The 15343-nt window shown below is 55.6% G+C and carries 16 protein-coding genes and 2 tRNA genes; 5 read left to right on the top strand and 13 right to left on the bottom strand.

What is annotated here, in order from left to right:
• Positions 1-11: 11 nt before the first annotated feature.
• From SRBAKS_RS07430 to SRBAKS_RS07385, 10 genes are all read right to left on the bottom strand, one after another.
• Positions 12-1415: a hypothetical protein gene (locus tag SRBAKS_RS07430; protein ID WP_229595678.1), complete on the bottom strand. Its 1404-nt coding sequence runs from the start codon at positions 1413-1415 to the stop codon at positions 12-14.
• Between the two features lies 1 nt (position 1416).
• Positions 1417-2154, bottom strand: a complete 738-nt coding sequence (locus SRBAKS_RS07425; RefSeq protein WP_229595676.1) for an outer membrane lipoprotein-sorting protein — start codon at positions 2152-2154, stop codon at positions 1417-1419.
• A gap of 18 nt (positions 2155-2172) precedes the next feature.
• Complete coding sequence (locus SRBAKS_RS07420; RefSeq protein WP_229595674.1) at positions 2173-3423, bottom strand: ABC transporter permease; 1251 nt, start codon at positions 3421-3423, stop codon at positions 2173-2175.
• Positions 3416-4126: an ABC transporter ATP-binding protein gene (locus tag SRBAKS_RS07415; RefSeq protein ID WP_229595670.1), complete on the bottom strand. Its 711-nt coding sequence runs from the start codon at positions 4124-4126 to the stop codon at positions 3416-3418. The genes SRBAKS_RS07420 and SRBAKS_RS07415 overlap by 8 nt, the downstream gene beginning before the upstream one ends.
• Positions 4127-4384: 258 nt before the next feature.
• A tRNA-Glu gene (locus tag SRBAKS_RS07410) sits at positions 4385-4462 on the bottom strand.
• A gap of 10 nt (positions 4463-4472) precedes the next feature.
• Positions 4473-4547, bottom strand: a tRNA-Gln gene (locus tag SRBAKS_RS07405).
• 59 nt (positions 4548-4606) lie between these two features.
• The gene (locus tag SRBAKS_RS07400) at positions 4607-4957 is read right to left on the bottom strand and encodes a hypothetical protein (protein WP_229595668.1); all 351 of its coding nucleotides are present in this window, start codon (positions 4955-4957) and stop codon (positions 4607-4609) included.
• Between the two features lie 38 nt (positions 4958-4995).
• On the bottom strand, positions 4996-5484 hold the full coding sequence (locus tag SRBAKS_RS07395; RefSeq protein WP_229595666.1) for a DciA family protein: 489 nt from the start codon (positions 5482-5484) through the stop codon (positions 4996-4998).
• Positions 5485-5907, bottom strand: a complete 423-nt coding sequence (locus tag SRBAKS_RS07390; RefSeq protein ID WP_229595658.1) for a PEGA domain-containing protein — start codon at positions 5905-5907, stop codon at positions 5485-5487.
• Positions 5908-6165: 258 nt separating this feature from the next.
• The gene (locus SRBAKS_RS07385; RefSeq protein ID WP_229595656.1) at positions 6166-6948 is read right to left on the bottom strand and encodes a PEGA domain-containing protein; all 783 of its coding nucleotides are present in this window, start codon (positions 6946-6948) and stop codon (positions 6166-6168) included.
• Positions 6949-7101: 153 nt separating this feature from the next.
• Between SRBAKS_RS07385 and SRBAKS_RS07380 the strand changes: the two genes are divergently transcribed.
• The 3 genes from SRBAKS_RS07380 to SRBAKS_RS07370 all read left to right on the top strand — a co-directional run bounded on the left by SRBAKS_RS07380 (position 7102) and on the right by SRBAKS_RS07370 (position 10525).
• Positions 7102-8013, top strand: coding sequence for an ArsR/SmtB family transcription factor (locus tag SRBAKS_RS07380; RefSeq protein ID WP_229595654.1), 912 nt, complete (start codon positions 7102-7104; stop codon positions 8011-8013).
• A gap of 28 nt (positions 8014-8041) precedes the next feature.
• Positions 8042-9472 carry an adenosylhomocysteinase gene (gene ahcY, locus SRBAKS_RS07375; RefSeq protein ID WP_229595653.1) on the top strand — a complete coding sequence of 477 codons (1431 nt, stop codon included), beginning with the start codon at positions 8042-8044 and terminating at the stop codon, positions 9470-9472.
• A 111-nt stretch (positions 9473-9583) separates the two neighbouring features.
• Positions 9584-10525, top strand: coding sequence for an NADase-type glycan-binding domain-containing protein (locus SRBAKS_RS07370; RefSeq protein WP_229595651.1), 942 nt, complete (start codon positions 9584-9586; stop codon positions 10523-10525).
• A 24-nt stretch (positions 10526-10549) separates the two neighbouring features.
• On the opposite strand, the gene SRBAKS_RS07365 is transcribed toward SRBAKS_RS07370, so the two are convergent.
• Positions 10550-11803 carry a molybdopterin molybdotransferase MoeA gene (locus SRBAKS_RS07365; RefSeq protein ID WP_229595649.1) on the bottom strand — a complete coding sequence of 418 codons (1254 nt, stop codon included), beginning with the start codon at positions 11801-11803 and terminating at the stop codon, positions 10550-10552.
• Between the two features lie 10 nt (positions 11804-11813).
• On the bottom strand, positions 11814-12689 hold the full coding sequence (gene argB, locus SRBAKS_RS07360) for an acetylglutamate kinase (protein WP_430709110.1): 876 nt from the start codon (positions 12687-12689) through the stop codon (positions 11814-11816).
• A gap of 174 nt (positions 12690-12863) precedes the next feature.
• Here argB and SRBAKS_RS07355 point away from each other — a divergent pair, with 174 nt between their 5' ends.
• Positions 12864-14057, top strand: a complete 1194-nt coding sequence (locus tag SRBAKS_RS07355) for a putative sulfate/molybdate transporter (RefSeq protein WP_229595647.1) — start codon at positions 12864-12866, stop codon at positions 14055-14057.
• A 117-nt stretch (positions 14058-14174) separates the two neighbouring features.
• The gene (locus tag SRBAKS_RS07350) at positions 14175-15023 is read left to right on the top strand and encodes an amino acid kinase family protein (protein WP_229595646.1); all 849 of its coding nucleotides are present in this window, start codon (positions 14175-14177) and stop codon (positions 15021-15023) included.
• 67 nt (positions 15024-15090) lie between these two features.
• Here SRBAKS_RS07350 and SRBAKS_RS07345 read toward each other — a convergent pair whose 3' ends face one another.
• Complete coding sequence (locus SRBAKS_RS07345; protein WP_229595645.1) at positions 15091-15294, bottom strand: hypothetical protein; 204 nt, start codon at positions 15292-15294, stop codon at positions 15091-15093.
• Positions 15295-15343 lie beyond the last annotated feature (49 nt).

Genomic DNA, 15343 nt, shown 5'->3' with positions numbered 1-15343 from the left:
TTTTTATTGCGCTAATAGAAGTAGGTAAAGCGTAGCTCTGCGGTGCATTTATTGACTTTTTCGCCGAATTCCGACTGGGACGGGCCAATGGGGATTGTCAGGCGCGGTTTCAGCTCCAAAGTCGGGGTCATCAGATAGGATACTTCGGGGTTGAGGGTGAAGCTGCCGTCACCGAGATTGATGATGGTGGTCAAGGTGGGCGTCAGATAGAGGATGTCGAAGGGCTCTTTTTGCGACACCCGCAGATAAAGGTAATCGCGACCGGCGCTGCTGGCATTGTATTCGGACGCGACCTTGTTGCTTTGCCTGAGCAGGTTCCCGGACCCGGTGGTTGTGTATGCCTCGTATCCTTCCTCGATGAGCGAATAGTACCGGCGCATCTCCAGGGGCGAGTATCCTTCGCCGTTATGGTAGTATTCCACGAAATAGGTGGTGTCGGTCTCGGTGAGATACCGTGCGCCGAGCAGGAGGTTCACGGCGTTGTAATTCCTTTCCGTGATGCTTCCGGCTGAGTCGATGAGCTGCTTGCGATACCCCATGCGCATGCCGAGCTCGCCGTGGATGGCGAGGTTCTCTGCCAGATTGGTGGCAAAATCGAGGCCAAGGCGGGTGTCGTAGTTGTCTCCGGCCATGAACATGACATCGAAATCAGTGTCATAGGCGAGCATGTAGAACTTGCCGCCGATGAGTGTGGAATCGCCACGCGCCAGCTCCTCGTTGATGTTGTCGCTGACCATGGACACCACGGGCGAAAAGGCCAGGGTGGTGATCGGGCCGTCCAGACTGGTGATCATGTCTGCCCAGCCGAGGTAATACCCTTCACGGCTGCGGTCCGGGTCGTTGACGTCCTTGGGGCGACTGATGAAGGACACCGGGTTCCAGGCATACCCCTTGCCCCATTTCAGCACCTTCTTGCCGCCTTCAAAGGAGAGACTCGGCGATGGGTGCCACTGGAGGAGCATCTCCTCGGCCATTACCTGACCGGCCCAGTTGTTGTCGCCTTTGAAGAACTGTTCGGAGGGCTCGTCCAGCTGAGCGCTTTGACCGGAAACCATTTGGCTCCAGGCAATCTCCAGGCGGGGGCGGACATAGGCTCCGATATCGCCTTTTTCCCATGAAATTTCCGGTTTGATCTGAAAACGGAACTCCATGGCCGGGTTTTCCTGATGCTTATTGAAGAATTTCTGTTTGTAGAGGGCGGCGTCTTCATCGAGAAATCGGGCAATGGTCCGCAACTCGGCCTGTCCCCATATGTCAAAGCCGCTGTCGTCCTCTGCTTCCGCATCGGGGATGTCGAAATCGAGGTCGTATTCCTCCTCCTGCGCCCACCCGTTGGAGCATATGAGCGGAAGCAGGAAAAGGGCGACCAGGGCCGCCCTTTTCAGAAATGCATATGGTGCGGGCGCTGGTGTCACCCTATTTCCTCAGCGAATCGATCTTGGGCAGATAGTTGAGGGTGAAGATTTCGTCGTCAAACTCGCGGGAGCGGACTTTGGCAAAGATCATGATGGATTTGTAGCCCTTGTTGAGCGGGCTGACGGTCTCCATGACAGCGGGACGGACCCTGCCGCCTTCGAATTCCCGGAGCTTCTTGAAGGTCAGTGTCTTGATGAGCATGCCGGAGCTGGCCAAGCATTTGATTTCGGTGGGCACGTTGTTCTTGGTATCCACGATCATTTCCAGTCGGTCATACGCGACATCATCTGTCCTGGCTTTCAGGTGGAGGAGCACGCCGCCTTCCACGTCCTCGCTGCTTTCTGCCGAGTATTCGGTGCTGAAGTCCAGCCGCATGATGTCTGCGTTGTTGAAGATGCCGCCGGTCACGGACTGGAGGCTGGTGATGCGCACGGGCTTGCCCACGTTGGGGATGTTCAGCCACATGTTTTCCCCCAGGCGCAGGGTGGCGCGGCCCTTGTCGCTGGATGGCTGCAAAAAGACCGAGGCGACTTTGTCCTGCCCTTTCTTGATGGTGTAGAGGACATACTCCCGCTTGCTGCCGTCCGGCTCTATGTTGATGAGTTTGCGGTAGGATTCGTAACTTTGCGGGTTGAGGTTGCGGTCCACGGTTGTCAGCAGCTCGTTGGGATCCATGGCGTACGCGCCGGACACCAGCGCGACCAGACAGAGCAGGGGCAGTATGAGAAATCGTTTCATTGCGTGTATCCTTGTTGCTTAAACATGGCCGAGGGCGTCCACGGGTTCCATTTTGCTCGCTTTCCAGGCTGGCTGCAAGGCTGCCAGGGCCGAGGCGAACAGGACAATGGCGCCGATGATCAGGAGTTCCGAGACATTGATTTCAGGGCGGAGCATCAGGCCGGGCATGCGACCGAAGGTGAAGCTGATCTCCATGGCCTTGACGATGAGCAGGCCGCCCAGGCCCAGAACCAGACCGGCGATGGTGCCGAGCAGGCCGAGCAGGAAGCCTTCGGCCACGAACAGGGCCAGGATCTTGGAGGGCAGCGTGCCCATGGCCGCGATGGTGCCGATTTCCCGGATGCGTTCGAACACGGACATGAGCATGACGTTGAGAACGCTGATGAGCACGATCGCGATCATGATGATTTTCACCGTAATGATCATGAGATCGATCATCCCGGCTATGTTGGAGAATGGCGAGAGTTTTTCCCATGTGTGCACCTCGAAGGCGGGCTTGCCCTTCTTGTTCAGGAAGCCCTCAAGGTCCTTCCTGAGGCCCATGACGACTTTTTTCAGGGGGACGCCGGGTTTGGCTCGCAAAACGATCTCGGTGACTTCTGCGCCCTTTGTGCGCAGCAGCTTGCGGGCGTCGTCGATGTGCATATACGCATCCTTGCCACCGGGGCCGAGGATATCCTCGATCAGGCCTGCGACAACAAACTCCATGCCATTGACCGAACCATCCTTGTTGGTGGCAACCAGCACGACGGGTGCGCCGGGTTCGATCTTCATGGCCCGGGCGATCCGTTCGGGAATAATCACTTCGCCCTGTTTGAGCAGAGGCGTGGCAGGATCATGTTCAGCCTTCAGACGGGTGTGGAGCGCCGTACAGACCTTTCGTTCCTTGTCAGGAGCAATGGCGCTGATGCGGACAGAGGTCGATTCCGCATAGTTGCTCAGCATGGAGCCGAACTTGATGCGGGGCGCATACGCCTCAATGCCTTTCTGGTTCAGAAGCACGGCTTCCAGTTTCTGGTATGCCTTGGGCTTGAGGTTCATGTTCAGCGGCAGGGTGTCGATGGAGGAGACATAGCCTTTCTTGTGGACCTGAATATGGCCCAGCGATGAATCCGTGATGATGCCGATCATCATGTTCTTGAAGGAACCGGCCAGACCGGAAAAGAGCACCACCATGCAGACGCCGATGATGATGAGCAGCGAGGTCAGCATGGTCCGGCGTTTGTATCGGGTGAGGTTGCGCAGGGCGATCTTGAAGATGTTACCCATTGGAGGCCCCTCCTTCGAGGAATGCGGTGTGGTCAACGAGCCGACCGTCCTCGATGCCGTGGATCACGTCGGCGTGTTCCACGATGCGGGGATCGTGCGTGGAAAAGATGAACGTGGTCCCGTATTCGTTGCGCATGTCCTGCATGAGCTTGAGGATGTTCAGTGCGGTCTGCTTGTCGAGGTTGGCGGTGGGTTCGTCCGCCAAAACCATGCGGGGATTGGTGACCAGCGCGCGGGCCACGGCCACACGCTGTTTCTGACCGCCAGAGATCTGGTCAGGGCGTTTGTCTGCCTGATCCGTCATGCCCACGGCGTCGAGCAGGCGCATGACCTGCTCCTTTCGTGCGGCGACCGACTGTTTCTTGATCATGATCAGCGGGTATTCCACGTTTTCAAAGACGGAGAGCACCGGGATCAGGTTGAAGGACTGAAAGATGAACCCGAGATGCTCTCCCCGAAACTGGGCCGCCTGTTTGCGGTTCAGCGTATCTGTCCGGGTGGAATCAACATAGGAAGCCCCGGTCGTGGGCTTGTCCATACAGCCGATGATGTTGAGAAGCGTGGTCTTTCCACTGCCGGACGGTCCTACAAAGGTCACCAGATTCCCCTTGTCGATGTCGAGGGTGATGTCCCGCAGGGCCGGTATTTCCACTTCACCCATGGTATAGGATTTGGAAATGCCTTGAAGTTGAACAAGCGGCATAAATGCTCCTTGTTTGCATTGTGTGAGAATGTGGTCAGATATTCAGATAGAACGCTTTTTCAGCGAACACGTCAATATATAGCCCTTCTTAATAACATACGTAATATACCCCTATAGGGTATTGTATAAAAAGTGAAGTGAGAATCTGTCTTGTGTATGGATGGGGGGAGAGAACATGAGATACTTGTGCGGGGCGGTGCCGGGCACAAAAAAAAGAGGCAGTTACTCTCGTAACTGCCTCACTGGACTTTTCAAATATGGCGTCCCCAAGGGGATTTGAACCCCTGTTAACGGCGTGAAAGGCCGCCGTCCTGGACCAGACTAGACGATGGGGACGCAATATATTTGGCTGGGCTGCAAGGACTCGAACCTTGATTAACGGAGCCAGAACCCGTCGTCCTGCCAATTGAACGACAGCCCAGCAGCGAGAAGATGATTTAAGGGCTAGGCCCTTGAATGTCAACTTCTTTTTTGCATTATTTAGATTGCGCGGGCGAGTTTGCGGGTACGCTTCTTCAACTTGTTGATTTTGCGGCGCAGGTAATCACGCTTGTCGCGCTCGGTAACAGTCTCTTTCTTGACCCGCAGCTCTCTGATTTCTTTTTTGATTTCAGCGATCTGCTTCTTGTAGGGGGAAACAGCCTGTTCTTCGACGATGCCGAAGGCGTCCTTGATCTCCTGAACCAGCTCGGTCTTGTCCTTGCCGGATGCGCCGGTGATCATGGGCAGTTTGGCCACGCACAGAGCACGCAGCTCCTTGGCGGTCATTTTCTCAAGGGGCTTGGTCAGGCCAAGCTCGTCAAAGGAAATTTCTTTTGCTTCTTCACTCATGGTGTACTCCTTAAAATGTCACTGAGGCGAGAATGAGACTAACTGTCTTCAAACATTCGCCGATACGCCCGATAGCACCTACCAATAGGTGAGTCCGGGTCCAGTTTGTCATTTAAATCGCCTAAATTTTTAGGCTTTTTAAGTTTCCTCGGAGGCTCTGGAGCCTCCGGCCGAATCTCTCCGTCCAAAGGAACTCTGCCGTTTAGCAGTTCGAATACCACCTTGTCAAAGACTTCTTCGCCTAAAAAATCATTTATTGTCTTCAGCAGTTGTTCTGACAGGAATTGGGCTTCCTGCATGATGATGGGGTCTTCAGCTGCCAGAATGATTTTGGTGCCACGGTGACCCAGTGGGCGGACCATGTGCGCCATCTCGCCCATGAGATCGTCCCAGGCCCGCCAGAGCTTGACCAGCGCGTGTCCGCCGGTCTTGTCCATGTTGGAGATGAATCGCGGCAGGGCGTCACCCACCCGTATGGTTCTGCCCCTGCGTCCAGGCTTGCTGTATGTGCGTCTGTAGTATGCCATCTAGATACCCTGGCCCACCGGGCGGAGCTTGATGGTGACGATGGAGGGCGTCAGCTCATACGCTTCTCCGCTTCGTTCCTGATCATCCACTTCCTTGGCCGTTGCGCCGGCCACATCCTTGGGATCGCCCCCCTTGATGATGCCGGAGATGATGCCGTCACGGATGGCCTTGTCCGGCTTGAACTGTCGTCTGATAATGATTTCTTCCTGCTCGTACCCATCTTTTATGATGGTGATGAGGTGATCACGCTGCTTGTCGAATTTGACGATGGTCGGGGTGGGGCCTGTCTTGACGCCGTCTGCATAGACCATGGCGCCGATGGGGTCGCTGGAGACCGGAATCTTCTGCTTGGGTGGACCGCAGGCCGCGAGCAGGAGCAGGCAGACTAGTATACTGTATATGGGGGCGAGTTTTGTATTCATGATTACCTCGTAGCACCTATTGGTTTGGCAAGCCATCGGCGGTTGCTATGCCAATGGGGTGGCGGTTTTCCTTTTTCCACCTTCGCAAGTTCGACTGCACAGGGCAAGGAGTATCGAATGCAGGCATCAGATACCCGGTGCGAGGGTCGCACCAAGGTTGGGTCGAACATGCCGCTACGGTGTTGATGAAAAGCAGAAAAAAGGGCTGGCACACATGATAACTGTGTGTCAGCCCTGAGTATGCTAGGAACGTGTGCGCTATTTTGTGGCGTCGGTTGTCTCGTCTGTCTTCTTGGTTTCGTGTTTTTCAAGGTCTTCGAGCAGTTCAATGGCGCCCAAGCCCGCTTCCACGGGATTGACGTGAACACCCACGCTCACCGAGCTTGAAGACGATTTCGTTTCCATGGAGCCGTCGCTGTTCATGTGCGTGGAGGAGTGGGAATCGTGAGAGATTTCTTTTTCGGTGCCAATGGTGGGGGCAGCGACTGCGGCTTCTTTCAGGACATCCTCGGCCACACCTTCCGGGTCTTCTTTTATTGCAGAATCAATGGTGGCTGGGTCGGTTGTCTTTACCGTGGCGCCCTGAGGTTGGGCAGTCGCACCAGCCGCAGGGGCGGTCTGGCCAATGGGGACAAGGGTGACGACAACGGAGCTGGGGGTCAGTACATAGGCTGCGCCGCTTTCCTCGTCTTCTTCGGTGGTAATGAGCGCGCCTGCAATGGACCCTTCGATGGAACTGCCCATGGACGAGCTTTGCATGCCGGACTGTGTTGCGTCACGGGCCACAGCGCCAGTGTCATATTTCTGGGAAATTTGTACATCAGCCTGCTGGTAGCCCTCTTTCTTCAACGTCAGAATATGAGCCTGTGTCTTTTCCAGCTCAACAGAGCAGGGAGTGGTGCCACTTTCCTGTCCGTCAGCGTAAACCAGTGCGCCGCTGGGGTTGCTGGATACGGGTATGTTCTGGGTAGCGGCTTGGCAACCGGCGAGTGAAAGGGTGGCCAATGCGAGAAAAAGTGCGAGTTTGGTGAGTGAATGCATAATGTCTCCTTTTTGAATTGAAGTGCCTTCCATAGAATAGGACTCGTTCAAGTGCAATGATTCCTTGTTCTCTCAAGACTTGACCCCCCACTCTGGTTCATGTAGATAAAACTCATCCCTTATATCAAGATATACTGATATAGGATATAAAGCATGGAAATAATTAAATATTGTAAAGCACTGTCCGATGAGACACGGGCGCGACTGGTTAATGTTCTGCTCGAATATGAGTTGAATGTGGGTGAAATCGTGCAGGTCATGGAGATGGGACAGTCTCGCATTTCGCGTCATCTCAAGATTCTGTCCGAGTCCGGGCTGGTTGATGTGCGGCGTGAAGGGTTGTGGGCGTTTTACCGGGCGAGCGAAGAAGGGCATGGCCGCATCTTCCTCGACGGTATTACTTCGCTCATGGATGCGGAATTCGATCTGGTCCGGGATCGGAATCGGGCCGAGAAGGTTATTCGGGAGCGAACCGCAGCCACCCGCCAGTTCTTCGATGATATTGCACCCGAGTGGGATCGCATGACTGCCGAGGTGCTGGGAGATCTCGATCTGGGTCGTGAAATACAGACTCGACTGCCCGAATGCGATTGCGCTGCCGACATTGGGTGCGGTCCCGGCGACATGCTGGAGATCATGGCCAAATCGTCCAAGCAGGTCATTGGTGTGGACAACTCGCCCAAGATGCTCGAACTGGCCGAGGAGCGGTTCTCCGATAACGCGAGCATGAGCCTGCGTATTGGTGATCTGACCCACCTGCCCCTGCGCGACTGGGAAGCAGACTGTACTGTTATTTCCTTGGTGTTGCATCACCTTCCCAGACCTTTGGATGCCCTCCGCGAGGCGGGCCGTGTGCTCAAGATCGGGGGGCGTTTGATAATTGCCGAATTCGACATGCACGAGAATGAACTCATGCGTAGCGAATATGGTGACCGGAGGCTCGGTATTCCGCAGGAAAAAATGCTTGGTTGGCTGGAGCGCGCCCGCTTCACCGTCAATGCTGTCACTGAATTCAAAGTCAACATGGGTCTTGTCGTCGTTCTCTACGAGGCCGAAAAACAATAAATAAACAATACCTTATTTGGAGGAAAGAATGTCTAAAAACGTTATGCCTGTCGATCCGAAGTGCGACAACAAGGTCGCTGACATGTCCCTGGCCGAGTGGGGCCTGATGGAGATGCAGCTGTCCGAGCGCGAGATGCCCGGCCTCATGTCTCTCATTGAGAAGTACGGTGAGGAGAAGCCGCTCAAGGGCCTCAAGATCATGGGCTCCCTGCACATGACCATTCAGACCGCGATGCTCATCAAGTGCCTGTATGAGTTGGGTGCAGACCTCCGTTGGGCTTCCTGCAATATCTTTTCTACCCAGGATCACGCCGCCGCAGCCATCGCCGAGTCCGGCATGTCCAAGGTCTTTGCCTGGAAGGGTGAAACCCTGGAAGAGTTCTGGTGGTGCACCGAGCAGGCTTTGACCTGGCCTGATGGTTCCGGTCCTGACCTCATCGTCGACGATGGCGGCGACGCCACATTGCTGGTTCATCAGGGTGTGAAGTGCGAAAAGGACCCCAGCCTGCTGGGCCAGAAGCACGACGTTCAGGAATTTCAGATCGTCATGGACCGTCTGGAGGCTTCCTACGCTGCCGACCCGCAGAAGTGGACCAAGATCGCCAAGGTCATCCGCGGCGTGTCCGAGGAAACCACCACCGGCGTGCACCGTCTCTACGAGATGCAGCGTAACGGCGACCTGCTTTTCCCGGCCATCAACGTCAACGACTCCGTGACCAAGTCCAAATTCGACAACCTCTACGGCTGCCGTGAATCTCTGGCAGACGGCATCAAGCGTGCCACCGATGTCATGATCGCGGGCAAGGTCGTGGTCGTTATCGGTTACGGCGATGTGGGCAAGGGCTGCGCTCAGTCCATGCGCGGCTTCGGCGCTCGCGTCCTGGTCACTGAAATTGATCCCATCTGCGCGTTGCAGGCCGCCATGGAAGGCTTTGAAGTCACCACCATGGACGATGCCGCTTCCCGAGGCGATGTCTTTGTCACCTGCACCGGCAATTACCACGTTGTCACCGGCGCACACATGGATGCCATGAAAGACGAGGCCATTCTTTGCAATATCGGTCACTTCGATTCCGAAATCGAGATGCTGCACCTTGAGGGCAACCCCAAGTGCATCAAAAAAGAAGTCAAACCCCAGGTCGACAAGTGGATCCTGCCTTCCGGCAAAGCCCTCATCGTTCTGGCCGAAGGTCGCCTGGTCAACCTCGGTTGCGCCACCGGTCACCCGAGCTTCGTCATGTCCAACTCCTTCACCAACCAGGTTCTGGCTCAGCTCGACCTCGCCAAGAACGACTACGAGCCGACTGTCATGATCCTGCCCAAGAAGCTGGACGAGGAAGTTGCCCGTCTGCACCTCGCACGTCTCGGCGTGAATCTGGAAAAACTGACCAAGGAACAGGCCGACTACATCGGTGTGGAAGTGGAAGGTCCTTTCAAGCCGGATCACTACCGCTATTAAACTGTTGAACGACAGTGGTTCCCGAGTGAACTATTGATACTCTTGAAGAGGAGCCTTTTGGCTCCTCTTTTTTGTTGGGACTGTGCGTGGCTCTTGTGCTATGAGTCCGGCATGCATTGCAACAGAGTACTCTCATGCCTTCTTTTAGTCTTGTTTTTGGCATCCCCGGCCAGAGCGATGGATGTGAATGTCACCGTGTCCAGCTTCAAGGTGGACCTCAAGTTTCAATACACGGCAGATCATCTCATGGATGGAGATCCGACCACGGCATGGGCTGGCGGCGGCATCTCATCCGGCGTCGGTCAGTGGATCGAATTGCGTTTTGCCGTACCGTTGCGTGTGGGCAATCTCGGCATCTATAACGGGCATCAGGGGGAAGGACAGTTCGAGAAGTTTCGGCGTATCCGTTCCGGGCATATTATTTATTCCGATGGTACGGAGTCCCCTTTCTGGTTGCGCGATGAGTCTGGTGAGCAGAAAATCAACTGTATTCCCAAGCCCACCAAATCCATCAGGATCGTTGTGGATGAGGTCTTTCCCGAAGGCGCGTCCGTGGCCAAGATCAAGCTGGCGGTGTCAGAGATCAAGCTCTATCTTGATCTTACGCCCCGGTCAGATGATGTGAACGGGGGGCAGGAGCCGCTCTACATCCCGAATCAACCTCCTGCCGTGGAGGCAGAACCGGTACCTGACGAGATGGTGAGCCTGCTCAAGCAGTTCTATGTGAAGCAGACGACCATGGCAGATGATTACCATCTGCTTTTTGCGCCACATGTTCGGGACAAGCATGACTTTCAGTATGAAGTGTTCAAGGAGATGCAACGGCAACGCGGCACCTATTCCATTCTGAAGACCGCAGAGGTGGATACCTCCGGCCTCGGTTTCGAGACGGTTTTCATCCAGAAGGATGTGGCTGAGATCCGGGTGTTCGGCTCCTATCGCATCAAGGTTGCCGACATTGATCAGAACATGGAGGAAGACTCGGTCTTCACGCTGATGAAGGGCGATGAAGGGTGGCTGATCGTCGAACTTGAAGGCGAGGGCGATTTTTAATTAAAGATCAATGATATAAGACTATTATATCATCCAGATATCAACCAGTTCGCCTTCGTAGAGTCCCTCTGAATCGACTGGAATGCGGGCCAGGCCTTGCGCCTGGACGATGGTTCTGAGCAACCCGGATTTACCGAGTACGGGATGAGCGAGGGGGAGTTGGTCCTCCCTTTCTTCCAGCCTGATGCGTACATAATCTTCCCGGCCCGGCTTGGAGGCCACGTTGCGTGCCAGCTCTGCCTTGCGCAGAGGCCGTCTGGTGTCAAGAAATGTAGTGGCATCACCCTGAAGGTGGCGGATCAACGGCAGAATGAGGACGTGCATGACCACCAGCGCCGAGGTCACCTGCCCCGGCAGGCCGAGCACCGGCTTCCCGCCCACGCTGGCGAGGATGGTCGGCTTGCCCGGACTCAGGGAAACCCCATGAGCCAGGATCTGTGCGTCGGTCATGGTCTCGATGGCCTGTACCGTGAGGTCGCGGACACCGATAGAGCTGCCGCCTGACAGGAGCACGAGGTCGTTTTCCTGTATAGCCTTTTCCAGAGCGGTGGACAGGCTGTTCAGATCATCCTTGATGATACCGTATCGGGTCGGGACGCCGTGAGCCTGTTCAACCAGCGCGGCCAGGGTGTACGAGTTCACATCGCGTACCTGACCAGGACTGGGTGTCCGGTTTACCTCAATGAGTTCGTCCCCTGTGGACAGGATGCCTACTCGGGGCTGTCTGGAAACGGAAATTTCTTCAAAGCCGAGGGCCGCCGCCAGTCCGACTTCCTGTGGACGGATCGTGGTGCCGGGGGCCAACGCCTCCTTGCCTTTCTGTGCGTCTTCACCGCGCTGCATGACATTTTCGCCCGGAGCGGCGCTCTTGCGAATCTCGATGGTGCCGAGGTCATCCTCGCCCTCCATGGAGTGCGTGTGCTCAACCATGACCACGGCGTCTGCGCCTTCGGGCAGGACCCCTCCGGTTGAGATGCGGGCGCAGTCTCCCGGGTTGACGATGACTGCGGGCATCTGGTCGATGGGCAGGGTCGCCGTACATTCCAGATAGCCGGGGTTGGTCTCGGTGGCACCGAAGATGTCCCGCGCATTGACCGCAAAACCGTCCATGCAGGAGCGGTCGAGGAGCGGCCAGTCGTGGTCGGCTGTGAGGCTTTCCGCCAATATGCGTCCAGAGGCGTGTGCCAGGTTCACTTTTTCCGGTGGGAGCTGCGGGAACTCGGCGAGGAATGCAACGAACTCTTCGCGACTGATGATGGTGAAAAAGCCATGATTCATTGGTGACAACCTAGTAAATGATTTCGGTACCGATACCGGACTTGGTGAAGAGCTCAAGGAGAATGCAGTTCTCCACCCGACCGTCGATGATGGCGGATTTCTCCACCCCGGCAACGGCTTCGAGGCAGCATTTGATCTTGGGGATCATGCCGCCTGTGACCACGCCGGTGCTGATGGCTTCAAAGGCCTCCTTGGCAGTCAGGGAGGAGATGAGTTCGCCGTCTCCATCAAGCAGGCCAGGCACGTCGGTGAGCAGGTAGAGGCGCTTTGCGCCCATGGCGGTTGCCACGGCTCCGGCCACGGAATCGGCGTTGATATTGTAGGTGTTGCCATCGTCGTCAACGCCGACAGGGGCGATGACAGGGATGAAACCGTCATCCAGCAGGGAGTGGAGGAGCTTGGTGTTGACCGCAGTCACCTCGCCGACCTTGCCGAGGTCGATAATCTCGGGCGGTGCATCATCTTTTTCAATGGCCAGCTCCTTGGGCTCGGCACTGATGAGCTTGCCGTCCTTGCCCGACAGGCCGACCGCCTCGCCGCCGTGCAGGTTGATCAGGTTGACGATCTCCTTGTTCACCTTGCCCACGAGGACCATCTCCACCACGTCCATGGTCGCGTCGTCGGTGACGCGATACCCTTGGCGGAAGTGGGATTGAATATTCAGTGCGTCGAGCATCTTGCCGATTTGCGGCCCTCCGCCGTGGACGACCACGACATTGATGCCGATATATTTCAGCAGAATGATGTTGAGCGCAAATGCATGCTTCAGGTCATCGTCGATCATGGCGTTGCCGCCGTATTTGATGACAATGGTCTTGCCATAGAATTCAGTGATATACGGCAGCGTTTCTATGATGGATTTGGCCTGAAGCTGATACCGCTTCATATCGCGCTTGCTGATGGACTCTTTTTTCATGATTTCTCCTGAAACCGGCATTATTCCTGATTGGGTGACGATTGTCGTTCAAAGGTGGGCGTAAGTCAACAACCCGTGGTTGCTTAATATATGGAGAGTCTGTAACTATTGATTAGTTAATACCTGCACTACAATAGAGTTGCCATGAAAATCAGTTTTGACAGAATGGAATGGGCCGGTTCCGTTGGGGATCTGGGGACACTACTGCCGCTGGCCTTCGGCATGATTATGATCAACGGTTTGTCGCCCACCGGTGTGTTCCTGACTGTGGGGCTCATGTATATTGTGGCCGGTTCCTATTTTCGGGTGCCTATTGCCGTGCAGCCCATGAAGGTCGTCTCTGCCTATGGCATTGCCATGGCCCTGTCTCCCGGGGTTATTACCGCGTCCGGTATGCTGCTGGCCGCTTTCCTGCTATTCCTCGGCGCAACCGGCCTGGTTACAATTGTGGCCAGAGTCGTGCCCAGAGCTGTCATCCGGGGCGTGCAAATGGCCACGGGCGTTCTGCTGCTTACCAAGGGCGCGTCCCTTATTGCCGGTACCAATGCCTTTCAGGTCGTGCGCGGGGCGGTCGAGCCTTTTCTGGCAGTGCAGTCCATTGGTCCGGTTCCCATGTCCATCGTGACCGGCGTCTGTTTTGGCGCCGCCACTCTGTTTTTGTTGAATAACCGTAAATATCCCGCTGGATTGGTGGTCGTCGTGTGCGGTGCCGTTGTCGGCGCATGTCTGGGGGCCTGGCGTGAGTTGACCTCCGTTGCAGTGGGTATACACCTGCCTGGGGTCCTGCCGTTCGGTATGCCGACCGGAATGGACTTCACCTATGCTTTGTTGGCGTTGGTGGCGCCGCAGATTCCCATGACCATGGGGAACGCGGTCATTGCGAACAGGGACCTGAGCTTCGAATATTTCGGTAATGAAAGCCGCCGGGTCACGGACCGCGCCCTGTGCATCTCCATGGGGGCGGCCAACGTCTTTGGTTCGCTGGTCGGCGGCATGCCGGTCTGTCACGGAGCGGGCGGTCTGGCCGCGCACTATGCCTTTGGCGCACGTACATCGGGATCGAACTGGATCATCGGTGGGTTGTTTGTGGCGCTGGCGGTATTTCTTGGAACAGACTCGGTCAATGTGCTGCACCTGCTGCCCATGGGCGTGCTGGGTGTGCTGCTCTTCTTCTCTGGTTCACAGCTGGCGTTGACGCTGCAGGATGTGGAGTCGCGGTCGGATCTTTTTGTCGTTGTCATCATGCTCGGCATCACTTTGGCCGCCAACCTGGCCTGGGCATTCGGTGTGGGTATCTGCCTTGCCTACCTGTTGCGGAAAGGGAAGATTTCCATTTAGCCGTTGTATCCGGCTCTGATGAGCATAGTTTCAATCTGTTATCATCCACTTGTTTTTTTTGATCAGCCGCGTACAGTATCAATCTCAAACAAGTAACTAATTCCCCGGAGGATCTACATGGGTAAGCTTATCAAGGAAGAGGGTGAGAAGGGCCGGTTGCACATCGATACACCGTTGCTGGGTGAATCCCTTGTGGCCAAGGGATTGCTTGCGAAGACGGAGTCGGAGAACTATTTCCGCATGCAGCCTGATGTGCATGTGCTCAAGATTGGCGGCCAGTCCATAATGGATCGTGGTGCCAAGGCGCTGTTTCCCATTCTGGAGGAGTTGGTCAAAGCCAAGGAAGAGCACAAGATTCTGCTCATGTGTGGTGGTGGCACGCGTGCCCGCCACGTCTATAATATCGGTATCGATCTCGGTATGCCGACCGGTGTCCTGTCCAAGCTCGGCGATAAGGTTTCGGCTCAGAACGCCGAGATGCTTTCAGTGCTTTTGGCCAAGCACGGTGGTGCCATGATCGGTCACGGTGATCATCTGGAGCAGTTGCATATGTACTGCCAGCTGGGCTACCTGCCCATCACGACCGGTATCCCGCCTTATGGGTTCTTCGAACATCCGGCAGAGCTGGGTTCCATTCCGCCTCACCGCACCGATTCCGGTGCCTGTCTGCTGGCCGAGAACATCGGTGCCAAGTCCCTCATTTATTTGAAGGACGAAAAGGGTATGTATGAGAATGACCCGAAGAAGGGCGATCGCGATACCATGAAGTTTTTCGACAAGATTCATGTTGACGAACTGATCGAGATGGACCTTGAAGACCTCATCGTGGAACGCCCCGTCCTGACCTTCCTCAAGAACGCCAAGACGTTGAAGTCGTTCCAGATTATCGACGTTTTGCGTCATCCTGAACATCTGCATGCCGCGCTCAGGGGCGAACATGTGGGTACCATTATTTATAAAGACTAACTGGCAGTAAACGTAAAAGGCCGGAAACACATAGTGTTTCCGGCCTTTCATTTGGGATGAGACTGCTCTACCTACCGGATGCGTCACCCTTTCCATCGCGCTCAAGCAGCACGACATCAGCACCTGTATGCTTCACAATCTCGTCAAGCTCGCACTTGCGCACGCGCTTGGCGTAAAGTTTGAGATCGCTCCCCTGAACACCGACAACACGGTAACGGGGCTTTTTTTCGCCTTTGCCAGACCTGCGACGTTCGCGTACAAATATCTTCATGTTCATCTCCTTTGGCGTTGTGCCTTTATGAACCCTTGTGTCTGTAACA

Source organism: Pseudodesulfovibrio sediminis (assembly GCF_020886695.1).
Classification (GTDB): Bacteria; Desulfobacterota; Desulfovibrionia; order Desulfovibrionales; family Desulfovibrionaceae; genus Pseudodesulfovibrio; species Pseudodesulfovibrio sediminis.
This window is presented reverse-complemented; position numbering and strand designations above follow the sequence as displayed.

Coding starts and splice junctions, on each gene's coding strand:
- ahcY (WP_229595653.1), top strand. CDS start 8,042: ATGTCTAAAAACGTTATGCCTGTCGATCCGAAGTGCGACAACAAGGTC.
- SRBAKS_RS07415 (WP_229595670.1), bottom strand. CDS start 4,126: ATGCCGCTTGTTCAACTTCAAGGCATTTCCAAATCCTATACCATGGGT.
- SRBAKS_RS07400 (WP_229595668.1), bottom strand. CDS start 4,957: ATGAGTGAAGAAGCAAAAGAAATTTCCTTTGACGAGCTTGGCCTGACC.
- SRBAKS_RS07345 (WP_229595645.1), bottom strand. CDS start 15,294: ATGAAGATATTTGTACGCGAACGTCGCAGGTCTGGCAAAGGCGAAAAA.
- SRBAKS_RS07370 (WP_229595651.1), top strand. CDS start 9,584: ATGCATTGCAACAGAGTACTCTCATGCCTTCTTTTAGTCTTGTTTTTG.
- SRBAKS_RS07365 (WP_229595649.1), bottom strand. CDS start 11,803: ATGAATCATGGCTTTTTCACCATCATCAGTCGCGAAGAGTTCGTTGCA.
- SRBAKS_RS07380 (WP_229595654.1), top strand. CDS start 7,102: ATGGAAATAATTAAATATTGTAAAGCACTGTCCGATGAGACACGGGCG.
- SRBAKS_RS07395 (WP_229595666.1), bottom strand. CDS start 5,484: ATGGCATACTACAGACGCACATACAGCAAGCCTGGACGCAGGGGCAGA.
- SRBAKS_RS07420 (WP_229595674.1), bottom strand. CDS start 3,423: ATGGGTAACATCTTCAAGATCGCCCTGCGCAACCTCACCCGATACAAA.
- SRBAKS_RS07425 (WP_229595676.1), bottom strand. CDS start 2,154: ATGAAACGATTTCTCATACTGCCCCTGCTCTGTCTGGTCGCGCTGGTG.
- SRBAKS_RS07350 (WP_229595646.1), top strand. CDS start 14,175: ATGGGTAAGCTTATCAAGGAAGAGGGTGAGAAGGGCCGGTTGCACATC.
- SRBAKS_RS07385 (WP_229595656.1), bottom strand. CDS start 6,948: ATGCATTCACTCACCAAACTCGCACTTTTTCTCGCATTGGCCACCCTT.
- SRBAKS_RS07355 (WP_229595647.1), top strand. CDS start 12,864: ATGAAAATCAGTTTTGACAGAATGGAATGGGCCGGTTCCGTTGGGGAT.
- argB (WP_430709110.1), bottom strand. CDS start 12,689: ATGAAGCGGTATCAGCTTCAGGCCAAATCCATCATAGAAACGCTGCCG.
- SRBAKS_RS07390 (WP_229595658.1), bottom strand. CDS start 5,907: ATGAATACAAAACTCGCCCCCATATACAGTATACTAGTCTGCCTGCTC.